The 10923-nt window shown below is 49.4% G+C and carries 8 protein-coding genes; 3 read left to right on the plus strand and 5 right to left on the minus strand.

Features of this window, described 5'->3' with window-relative positions; translation table 11 throughout:
• Positions 1 to 166: 166 nt before the first annotated feature.
• Both AB3R30_RS24890 and AB3R30_RS24895 read right to left on the minus strand, forming a co-directional pair.
• On the minus strand, positions 167 to 985 hold the full coding sequence (locus AB3R30_RS24890; RefSeq protein ID WP_458651903.1) for an SDR family oxidoreductase: 819 nt from the start codon (positions 983 to 985) through the stop codon (positions 167 to 169).
• A 47-nt stretch (positions 986 to 1032) separates the two neighbouring features.
• Complete coding sequence (locus AB3R30_RS24895; RefSeq protein WP_458651904.1) at positions 1033 to 1731, minus strand: phosphoadenylyl-sulfate reductase; 699 nt, start codon at positions 1729 to 1731, stop codon at positions 1033 to 1035.
• 155 nt (positions 1732 to 1886) lie between these two features.
• Here AB3R30_RS24895 and AB3R30_RS24900 point away from each other — a divergent pair, with 155 nt between their 5' ends.
• Together AB3R30_RS24900 and AB3R30_RS24905 are read left to right on the plus strand one after the other, a co-directional pair.
• Positions 1887 to 2225, plus strand: a complete 339-nt coding sequence (locus AB3R30_RS24900) for a glutaredoxin family protein (RefSeq protein WP_458651905.1) — start codon at positions 1887 to 1889, stop codon at positions 2223 to 2225.
• 69 nt (positions 2226 to 2294) lie between these two features.
• A complete protein-coding gene (locus AB3R30_RS24905) occupies positions 2295 to 3761 on the plus strand; it encodes a UDP-N-acetylmuramoyl-L-alanyl-D-glutamate--2,6-diaminopimelate ligase (RefSeq protein ID WP_458651906.1) in 1467 nt (488 codons plus the stop codon).
• Here AB3R30_RS24905 and AB3R30_RS24910 read toward each other — a convergent pair.
• Positions 3732 to 4310: a methylated-DNA--[protein]-cysteine S-methyltransferase gene (locus AB3R30_RS24910; protein ID WP_458651907.1), complete on the minus strand. Its 579-nt coding sequence runs from the start codon at positions 4308 to 4310 to the stop codon at positions 3732 to 3734. The two genes, AB3R30_RS24905 and AB3R30_RS24910, sit on opposite strands and share 30 nt — an antisense overlap.
• A gap of 249 nt (positions 4311 to 4559) precedes the next feature.
• Here AB3R30_RS24910 and AB3R30_RS24915 point away from each other — a divergent pair, with 249 nt between their 5' ends.
• Positions 4560 to 6923 (plus strand): adenylate/guanylate cyclase domain-containing protein, encoded by a 2364-nt coding sequence (locus tag AB3R30_RS24915; RefSeq protein WP_458651908.1) that lies wholly within the window; start codon positions 4560 to 4562, stop codon positions 6921 to 6923.
• An 88-nt stretch (positions 6924 to 7011) separates the two neighbouring features.
• Here AB3R30_RS24915 and AB3R30_RS24920 read toward each other — a convergent pair whose 3' ends face one another.
• Together AB3R30_RS24920 and AB3R30_RS24925 are read right to left on the minus strand one after the other, a co-directional pair.
• Positions 7012 to 7875 (minus strand): DUF928 domain-containing protein, encoded by an 864-nt coding sequence (locus tag AB3R30_RS24920; protein ID WP_458651909.1) that lies wholly within the window; start codon positions 7873 to 7875, stop codon positions 7012 to 7014.
• Positions 7872 to 10520: a CHAT domain-containing protein gene (locus tag AB3R30_RS24925; RefSeq protein WP_458651910.1), complete on the minus strand. Its 2649-nt coding sequence runs from the start codon at positions 10518 to 10520 to the stop codon at positions 7872 to 7874. Before AB3R30_RS24925 ends, AB3R30_RS24920 begins: the two co-directional genes overlap by 4 nt.
• Positions 10521 to 10923: the final 403 nt, after the last annotated feature.

Below are 10923 nucleotides of genomic sequence, written 5' to 3' on the forward strand. Positions count from 1 at the left end.
GATGCTGGAGGACTTTATCGAAACCAATGGCGCACCAATGTTTGCTCCCGGTAGCCAAGCCTTCTGCCATTTTCCTGCCCGTTTAATCTCGCGCCGACAGAGTTGATAGCCAATCAATCCAGTGCGTTGAGCCATCGGTAGCTGCGCTGTATGTCATCGCCCTGCCCTAGCTTTTGATGGTGGTAGCCCGAACGATCGCTGAAAATAACGAGTCGGGTAGCAGCTTGCGTAACAGCAACAATAGTCCCGCATTGCCTCCAGCAGGGTAACGTAGACGATCGCTGCCATCGATCGCGGCTTGAAAAATCACGGCGGCGGTCACTTCGGGCAGAGATCCGGTTTCTCCAGCTTTGGTCATGGTGGGCATGACTTTTGCAACAAAGCTGTCATAAGCAGTGAGTCCGGGCTGTTGGGCAATGTCGGGCGATCGCGTATAAAAATCCGTCTTAATTGGACCCGGCTCTATCAGCTTGACGCGAATATTAAACGGTTCTAATTCATACTGTAAGGAGTCGGTAAAGCCTTCCACTGCCCACTTGGTGGAGTGATAGGGGCTATACAAAGGAAATCCAGTCAGTCCGCCAATCGAGGAAATGTTGATAATTACACCAGAGCGGCGATCGCGAAAATGCGGCAAGAATGCGCGGGTCACTTCCATCAGCCCAAACACATTCGTGGCGAACTGTCGCTGAATTTGCTCAGCGGTGCAAGCTTCAAACGCGCCAATTAACCCGTAGCCTGCATTGTTGACGAGTACATCAATGGCAGAAAATCGCGCTAATGCGGCATCTATGGCGGGCTGAATTGAACTAAAATCGGTCACATCCAGCGGTAAACAAAGCACATTATCTAACTGGGCAAGGTCAGCAGCTTTTTCGGGCGATCTCATCGTTGCGACCACGTTCCATCCGTTTTGGTGAAAAAGCTGAACCGTCGCATAGCCAATTCCGGTGGAGGCACCTGTAATAAAAACAGTTTTAGGCATAAAAAAGGGATTAGGGATGGGGCACTTTTCACAAAAAATTCTATATTTTAGTTTTGCCAAAGTTCAATCGAGTTGCTGGCTTCAGGGGTTGGCAAAGTCAAGGGTTCATCTCCAATATTGGGGTAGCCTTGATCATGCAAAGGATTGTAGGTGACATCGTGTTCAAACACATATGCCCACGTTTCTTTACGAGTCCAGTTTGCCAGTGGATTAACCTTTAACTGCTGGTGCAAATCTAGTTCAAAAATAGGCAGATTGATGAAGGTATCAGCTTGGTCGCGGCGATTTCCAGTGAGCCATGCGATCGCATTTAGTTCTGCTAAGCCCCGCTGCAATGGTTCGACTTGGGTTAAGTAATGAAACCTAGAATGATCCTTTTGCCATAGAGCTTCACCATATTTTGCAGCAAAATCTTGCCGCATCGTGACCCCAGGAGTTTTATAACTCTTGAGATTGAGTTTATAAAGATGCCGTGCCTTTGCAACCAAATCGAGAGTTTGGGGAAAGTGGTGGAGGGTGTCTATAAATAAAACGGGAATCGGGTTGACTGGCTGCAAATCGCGGTAAAGCAAATCTGTAATCAACAAATCATCCACGCTAAACGCGCTAGTTTGAACTAAACCAGTTGGAACGTTAACCACGCACCAGGCAAGAATATCTTTGGGATGAGCCTGCTCAAACTTTTGGTTGAGCCATTCGAGGTCAAGATTAGAGGGTTGAGTCAAAGGTTCAATAGATTGGTTCATTTTAGATTTAATGGCTGACTCCAATCCGCGTTGTAACTAAGATAGCCAAATCTGACTATCCTTGCATGGCGATCGCGGCGATCCATGTTGCCCTATACTCACTGGGACGAACAGGCTGATTTAAGATCACAATTGCGTTAAAGGAGTGTTGATCGATGCAGTTGATTTTATATAGCAAACCAGGGTGCCATCTGTGTGAAGGGCTGCAAGAAAAACTAGAGAGAATTCAAAGCATTCCCCTAGAACTCGAAGTTCGCGACATCACCACACGAGACGATTGGTTTCAACAGTATCAATACGAAATTCCAGTCCTATTTTGGGTAAGCCAAGAGGACAGAAAAGAGACTCAAAACTCAAAACTCAAAACTCAAAATATCTCCTACGGAGACGCTACGCGAACAAAGCTCTCTGCCATTCCCCGCCCTTCTCCCCGCACTACGATCGCCCAGTTGGAACAGATGCTACAAAAATTGCTGATTGATCCTGCACAATAGAAAGGCATTTTGTGAGTAGGTGCTGACATGAAGTTGCGAGAGTTGCTAGCTGCATCTGGGATAGAGTCCATGGCTGATCACCCAGCACTAGATAGCGAGGTGAAAGGCTTATCGACTAATTCGTTGGCGTGTCAACCGGGGGATTTGTTTATTGGAATGCCGGGAACGCGAGTCGATGGCGGCGAGTTTTGGTCAGGGGCGATCGCGGCAGGTGCGATTGCGGCGATCGTCTCTCCGGCGGCGGCTGATAAAGCCTTGAATAGTCCTGAAACCGCTGCTAATGCCTGCATCATTCCCACAGAAAATATCTCTCAAGCCTGCGCCCAGATTGCCGCTGCGTTCTATCATCACCCTGCTCAAACCCTAAAACTGGTGGGCGTAACTGGCACCAACGGCAAAACCACAACCACCCACCTAATTGAGTTCTTTCTCAACCACGCCCAGAAATCTCCTGCTCTTTTGGGCACACTTTACACCCGCTGGAAGGGCTATCAACAAACCGCCGCCCACACTACCCCCTTCGCCGTAGAACTTCAAAAGCAACTTGCCGACGCAGTAGATGCCGAGTGCGACTATGGCGTGCTGGAAGTAAGCTCTCACGCATTGGCACAAGGTCGCGTACAAGGCTGCACTTTTGAGGTCAGTGTGTTTACGAACCTGACCCAAGATCATCTGGATTATCACGCCGATATGGAGGAGTATTTTGCAGCTAAAGCACTGCTGTTTCACCCGGATTATTTGAAAGGTTTGGCGGTCATTAACCTAGAGGATGCTTACGGCAAACGGCTGATTCACAACCGACCTCAAGCAAAAACTTGGAGCTATAGCACTCAGGATCAGAACGCCGATTTGTGGACAAGTGACCTGAGCTATGGAGCCGCCAGTGTTAGTGGAGTGCTGCATACGCCCAAGGGCACTACTCAATTTGTGTCGCCTTTAGTGGGGCAATTTAATCTAGAAAACTTGTTGGCAGCGGTTGGCGCGGTGTTGCATTTAGGGTTGGATCTAGACGCGATCGCGGCGGCATTACCTCACTTCAGCGGTGTGCCCGGTCGCATGGAGCAGGTGCAGCTTTCACCCGATCAGGACATCAGCGTGATTGTGGATTATGCCCACACGCCAGACAGTTTGGAAAATATGCTGAAAGCGGCTCGTCCTTTTATTAACGGGCAGATGATTTGTGTGTTTGGCTGCGGTGGCGATCGCGATCGCACCAAGCGTCCGCAAATGGGACGGATTGCCGCCAACCTTGCTGATGCTGTCTATGTCACCTCTGATAATCCCCGGACTGAAGATCCCCAGCGCATTTTGGCTGATGTGGTCGCTGGCATTCCTGAAGCAGTGAACCCCATTGTGATGGGCGATCGCGCGGCTGCCATTCGTGCTGCAATCCTCAATGCCGAACCCGGCGATGGCGTATTAATCGCAGGTAAAGGACACGAAGATTATCAAATCCTTGGCACCGAAAAAATTCACTTTGACGATCGCGAACAGGCGAAAGCAGCACTAGCAGAAAGAAGAAACTTCTCGTTCTAGCAGTGCCCGTTTGCGCTCAATGCCCCAGCGATAGCCACTCAAACCGCCATTACTGCGAACCACCCGATGGCACGGGATGGCAACGGCTAGCGTGTTTGCAGCACAGGCAGTTGCCACTGCTCGGATGGCGGTAGGCTGATCAATTTGCTGGGCGATCGCGCCATAGCTAACGGTTGTGCCAGATGGAATCGTCTGCAATGCTGTCCAGACAAGCCGTTGAAAGGCTGTCCCTTGAATATCGAGGGGCACATCAAGCCCGCGAGCGGGGGTTTCGATCAAACGAAGCACTTGGGCGACCCAGTTGGAGAACATCGGATCGGATTCTTGCGGTTGAGCCAGGGGAAAGCGAGTCTGCAATTGGGTTGTCAATATCTCTGGCGTGTCGCCAAACTCGATCGCGCAAATGCCTTGTTCAGTTGCCTCCACTATCACCCAACCTAAAACTGACAGCGCGATCGCAAACCGAATTTCAATATTTGTTATTCTGGCTTTTGTGGCTCTCGCTTCTGTGGCTCTGGCTTTGGATTGATTGGGTGTCCTGCTTAACATCGCGATCGCTCCTACATAAAACTCATGACTGATGCCAAATCCTGCATCATATTAACCTGATACCATTGATGCGAGACTGAGATGGAGGGCAACCACAAGGGATTGCCCCTACCAAGTTCATCCCCAGATTCAGCAATGCCGGAATAGGAAAGGTAAACGCACCATCCTGTCACGACAAAACTCACGGTGTAAAGTAGAACATCAGGGGGCTTAGCGCAACAACTATAGAATGACCAACGAGCGGCTAAGATGTGGGACAACCTCAAACAACTTTTTGAGCGATCGCAAGGAGTATTACTAACAGCAAGTGTGGCAGGAGCGTTGATTGCTCTTCGGTTTGGAGGTGGCTTGCAATTATTGGAATGGGCTGCATTTGACCAATTTGCTGAATGGGCACCCGCCGCACCCGTCGATCCCCGCATTGTAATTGTGGGAATTACTGAGGCAGATATTGCCAAGTATCAGTGGCCCGTTTCTGATCAGGTATTGGCGACCCTACTTACCAAGGTTAAGCAGCAACAACCCAAGGCGATCGGGCTAGATTTATATCGCAATCTGCCAATTGAGCCAGGGCATTCCCAGTTAGTCAAAGTGTTTGAAACCACACCCAACCTGGTTGGCGTTCGCATGGTGGGCAATGCCGCTGGCTCGGTAGACCCCCCGACTAGCTTGAACCCACAAAATCAGGTGGGCGCTAGCGACATTGTGTTAGATAGCGATGGCAAGGTTCGTCGGAGCCTGTTAACCCTCAAAGATAGTCAAGATCAAACCGTCGTCGGAATCGGGACAAAATTAGCCCTTACATATTTGGCTAAACAGGGAATCAACCTTGAATCGGTAAATACTGAACAAAATCAGTATCAGTTAGGAAAAGCCTCATTCACCCCGCTGAAACCGTTCGATGGCGGGTATGTCAACGCAGATGCAGGCGGATATCAAATCCTATCGACCTTTTGCCGATCGCGCAAAGGATTTCACACCCTTTCCATGGATGACCTGCTGCAAGGAACTAGCACCATACCGCTTCAAAATACAGTAGTGCTAATTGGCGTAACGGCTGAAAGCGCTGGAGATCTCTTTAGCGCCCCTTGCAGCGATGAAATTACCAGTCGATCCACCACAAAAGCGGCAGGCGTGGAAATTCATGCCAGCATTACCAGCCAGATTTTGAGCGCTGCGCTAGATGGGAAGTCGCTAATTCGCGTATGGGCAGAACCGATTGAAATCCTCTGGATTTGCCTGTGGGCAGGCATCGGAGGAATTGTGGGACTCCGTTTGCGTTCTCCCCGTTGGGTGCTAATGAGCGTGTTTCTGCTGGGTGGTGGGTTAGTGGGTGGAACCTACATCGCCTTTTTAGGGGGCTGGTGGATTCCCGTTGTGCCACCCCTATTAGCGTTGACAGGTGTGGCTGTGGGCAATAATGGCTTGATGCTGTGGAAAAATTTGCGCTTCTCCTATGGGCAGTTGGCAGAGTATTCGCGATCGCTGGAACAACGAGTCCGCGATCGCACCGTGGAACTCAGTCAAAAAAACACTCAACTAGAGCAGGAAGTTCAGGAACGTCTCCGCACCGAAACCGCCCTTTCTACCAGCGAACAATATTTGCGAATTATTTTGAACAATATTCCGCAACAAGTTTTTTGGAAAGACACAACTCTCACCTTTTTGGGCTGTAACAAAAACTGGGCAGAATCCGCAGGGCTAGAGACTCCCGATGCGATCGTGGGCAAAACAGATTACGACGTGCTGCCCAGCGCCGATCTTGCTGATCAATTTCGCAGTCAAGATAGCCGCATTATCAATACCGATATGCCCGAACTGCACATGGTTGCCCGCAAAGTTCGGCAATCAGCCGATGGACAAGATCGGTGGCTGGATATCAGCAAACTGCCAATTCACGATTTGCAGGGTAACGTGATCGGGCTTTTAGGCGTGATTGAAGACATTACTCAACGCAAACAAGCCGAAGAAGCCCTCAAAATCGAACAAGAAAAATCAGAACGCTTGTTGCTCAACATTTTGCCAGAAGAGATTGCTGAACAACTGAAGCAAGGACAAAGCGCGATCGCCACCCGGTTTGATGAAGTCACAATTTTATTTTCTGACATTGTAGATTTTACTGGGCTAGCATCCCGGCTATCGCCAACGGATCTCGTCAGCTTACTCAATGAAATTTTTTCTGCCTTTGACCATCTGGCAGAACAGTATGGCGTAGAAAAAATCAAAACCATTGGCGATGCTTACATGGCAGTGTGTGGGTTGCCCGTACCCCGTGCCGACCATGCAGACGCGATCGCAGCCATGGCGCTCGATATGCAACAGGCGATCGCCCACTTCAAAACCGACCTAGGCGACCCATTCCGCATCCGGATTGGCATCAATACCGGACCCGTCGTTGCGGCAGTGATTGGCATCAAAAAATTCAGCTATGACTTGTGGGGCGATGCCGTTAACATTGCTAGTCGCATGGAAACTCACAGCATTCCAGGCGAAATTCAAGTCACTGAAGCCACCTATGAGCACCTAAAAGATAAGTACAAATTTACTGATCGCGGCACCATTGCAGTGAAAGGACGAGGAGACATGAAAACCTACTTTCTCACAGGCAAATGATCAGGCAGATCTTAAAATAGTTGGAACAGAACTCAAAACTCAAAACTCAAAACTCAAAACTCAAAACTCAAAACTCAAAACTCAAAACTCAAAACTTCCTGAACGGTGCTGGTTGTAAAGCTTCTAGCCCAATGGATTGAAGTAACTGCTGCCATGCATCTTGAGTAGAAACACTAGGTTGAGTTTGCTGTAGATTGACCATTTCGGTCAAAGCGTCATACCAAAGATCAGCATTTTTATAGAGAGTGATGCGATCTTTGGGTGTTGCGCTTGCCAGTTGATTGACGAATGCTGGATCGGGTTGAATGCGGCGAAGTTTGCCGTAAATAATTGGATCTTTGAGGCTATTGTCACAGACGATCGCAAATGCCCACTGGTAATCTTTTCCCACTTCCAACGGGGGATCGCTGGGGGCAAATTTGAGTTGATAAATCCCTGGAGCATTAGAAATATCCAGGGTCATCGTCACTACCCGCTTCAAATTGGTGTCTTCAACAATAAACTCAGCCGTTTTAGCCGGATTTTTGGGAACATAAACCAAAATAGTCGGGCGATCGGCGATCGTGCTACCTGAACTGCTATTTGGCATCAGCGCAATCAGCGATTGATCTAACGGTTGGGGAGGAGTCGTGGCAGCGATCTGAAAAGGGTTTCGAGTGGTTTGACAAATTCTAGGGTTTGTTCGTCTGGCTCCCCCTGTGGTTCGCTTGGGTGCTTTTTGACCTTTGGGCGGTTCAAACGTGACTTGAGCGTGTAACGATTGATCAAAACTGGGCGAAACAGCAACAGGCGCAATCGCCGCCACATTAGCAGGGGCGATCGCCAGACTGAATCCAAGACCGGCAAAGAACACGCTAGGGTAAGAACCCATTCCAGCCCTATCAAATCTCCTAAAGCCGTTCATTCGTTGTTCTCTCGCCTCTTTCCCCTCGCCCCTTGCCTCGTTTCTCATAACCAATTTCCCACCAACACAAACGGTGCCCAATAATAAGGATGCCTAAATTCAGGCTGTTTCAGCAAGGCGAGTTGGGCGCGACGCAGTGCTTCTGCCTTAGAAACATTGGGTTGGTTTAGCTCTTTATAAAATTGCACCATAAATTGGGCGGTGGATTCATCATCGACCGCCCAAAGGGTTGCCAGGGTGCTACGAGCGCCGGAGCGAATCGCGATGCCAGCCAATCCGAGGGTTGCCCGCTTATCGCCAGAGGCGGTTTCACAGGCGCTGAGTACCAGCAGTTCAATGGGATTGCGATCGCGGCTTTCGGCGGTTGTTTTCAACAGTCCATCTAACTCTTTGACGTTAATGGGGCTATCCCAAGCGAGCAGAAACGTATCTTTGGCGTTGGAACTAAACTGCCCGTGGGTTGCCAAATGCACCACGGGGAAGGCAGAGGCTTGAATTTGGGTTTGCAGCTTTCCCCCAGTAAAGTCCTGATTTAACAAAACTTGGGAGGGAACTTTGGTAGCGATTTGCTCAATCTCAAACTCAACTCCTGGCAGGGCTGAAAAACCGTGACTCGCTTCGCTTAATGCTCCCACCAACACTTTCAGCTTGTCGCGCACAAGGGGCTGGGGTTGCAGCAGTTGCAGCCCTGGAACAAGCGCCACACTATATTTTTCAACTAAATACTGGTTGCCATCATAGAGGAGGTTCATTGGAATGGTTTGCAAAGAGCCATCCAGGACAAACACTAAGGTTTTCACTCCACTCGTTGCAAGCTGTTTTTCAGCAGGTTGAATCAGCAAATTGTAGACTTGCTGGGCGGTTTGCAAGCGTTCTGGGTTGGGAAAGGTGCGCCGAAGCGATCGCCGCATTTTATCCAACAATTGCTCCATCTCTGGCTGGGGAATGGCGGTCGCGTAGTGCTTCAGCGGTTGATTGGGCAAAGACAGAATAATTTCGAGCCGATCTGCCAGAATGATCGAATAAATCACAGCGGCTTGGGCATCAACTCGATCAATCTGAGCGGTTTGGGCAGTGAGACAAGCTTCCTGAAAGAAGTTATCCAGTTCTGCTAACTGAAGCGATTCAATTACCTCACGGGCTTGTTTGAGTCGAGTTTGGGTGGGTGCTGTTCGTTGAGAATTATTAGTATTCAGGGTCGGCTCCAGCAATAGTCCTACGAGTTGACGATAGATCGGTTCCACACTTTCTCGAAAGGAAAACTGCACATCTGAGTTAATCGCAACCAGATCTTTTCGCAATAGTGCCAGAGTTTTGATGGTTTCCTGATAGGCAGCGATCGCGCCGTCTTTCTTACCTTTTGCATTCAGCAGTCGTCCTAGTTGCCACTGCCATTGATAGGCAATATCGGGGGCATCAACGGCTTGGGCGATCGTCAGTGCTTGGCGAGTCAACTGTTCAGCATCGCCCCATTGCTGCGTTTTTTCATAGAGTTTGCCCAGCGTTCCCACCGCATAGGATTCTGCCGATTGGTCTGCCAAGGTGCGGGCGCTTTGCACCGCTTTTGCGGCGATCGCTGCCAGTTCTGTCCAGTCGGGTGTGCCTTGGATCGGGCTTTGTTTCAGCCGGATCAGCGTTTGAATTAAGTTAATTTGAGCGTAAATAGTAGTATGGCTAAGGGGAAGGGCGGCAATTTGTGACTGCACCTCTGGTACTTGGGTGATCGCCTGCGACCACTGGCGATCATCCACTAGCAGCGTGAGTTGGCTCAGATGTGCTTGGGCTTTCGTAGTAGCGGAAGACGATTGAAAGATGACGGTTTGATAAGCTTGCAGTGCAGCAGCAGTATTATTTTGGGCGCGTTGAGTGTTGCCCAAACTCAGCACACTACTGGCGCTGTCTTCGGGCAAATTTGCCTGACGCGCGATCGCTCCAGCTTTCTCTAAAACCGCCTGAGAGGTTTCTAAATCACCAATGGAACGAAGAATGTTGCCCAAACTTCGCAATCCAGTCACCTGAATTTGCGGATCGGTTTGGGGTTCTAAGGCGGCTGAAACTTCAGTTAAGGTTTTTCGCGCTCGTAGATACAACCCCAACGATTGTTGTGCCTGGGCTTGATTGATTAAACTGCCCACTCTCCCCGCTTCATCTCCCGCTTTCCCGTAGGCAGTAGTTGCTTGCTGCCAGATTGTTAATGCCTGCTCAGCGTTTCCCTGAGATAACTCTAAGCTGCCTTGAGTATTGAGTGCTTGAGCTAAGATTTGAAGTTGGTTGTGGCTGTTGGCTTCTGGCTGTTGCAGCAAGTCTAAACTGGTGTAGATCGCCGTCTTTGCCTCTGGAAATCGCCCCAATTTTTGATACGCCAGTGAGAGATAGCTCAATGTCAATGCTTGGTTTAAGCGATCGCCCTCAGCCTGATAAGTTTTTGCTGCTGCTTGCCAAGGCGCGATCGCATCGAGAAATCGCCCTGCTTGGTAAAGCGATCTCCCTTGTTGCACCGCCTCAGCAGGATTGGTGGCAGCTAAGGTAAAACCACGAGGTTGAGTTGGAGAGTCAGCCGCCGAAGGGTTATGAATAGGAGCGATCGCTTGTAAGGGTGCTAATCCGATGATGACAACCAAGCAACAGCCTGAGATGACTTGCCCTACAAAAGTGAACCGCTTCCGAAAACGAAGCCATTTCTCTTTGATCATGATTTGCCCTAGCGATCGCCCGATTTTCAGTAACTATCCAAATCCTTTATATAGCGAGAGCAAAACCGAATCAGTGTTTCTAAAACAATCTGCACAAAACTCATCAATCAAAGAAGCCAGTCGGCAAAAAAGGCATTGCTGAATCTGAGGATAAAATTTGGGCGTTGCTGAATCGAGATATGAAATTCGTAGGGGCAAGCCCTTGTGGTTGCCCTCCATCTCCGTCAGGGTAGGCACAAGACCTACCCCTACAGTCAAAAATCATGCTTCTATTCAGCAACGCCAAAATTTGTAGGGGCAATCCCTTGTGGTTACCCTCCATCTACGTCAGGGTAGGCACAAGACCTACCCCTACAGTCAAAAATCATGCTTCTATTCAGCAACGCCAAAATTTGTAGGGGCA

The organism is Sivoneniella epilithica UHCC 1019, assembly GCF_040830845.1.
In the GTDB taxonomy this organism is placed as follows: Bacteria; Cyanobacteriota; Cyanobacteriia; order Leptolyngbyales; family Leptolyngbyaceae; genus ULC077BIN1.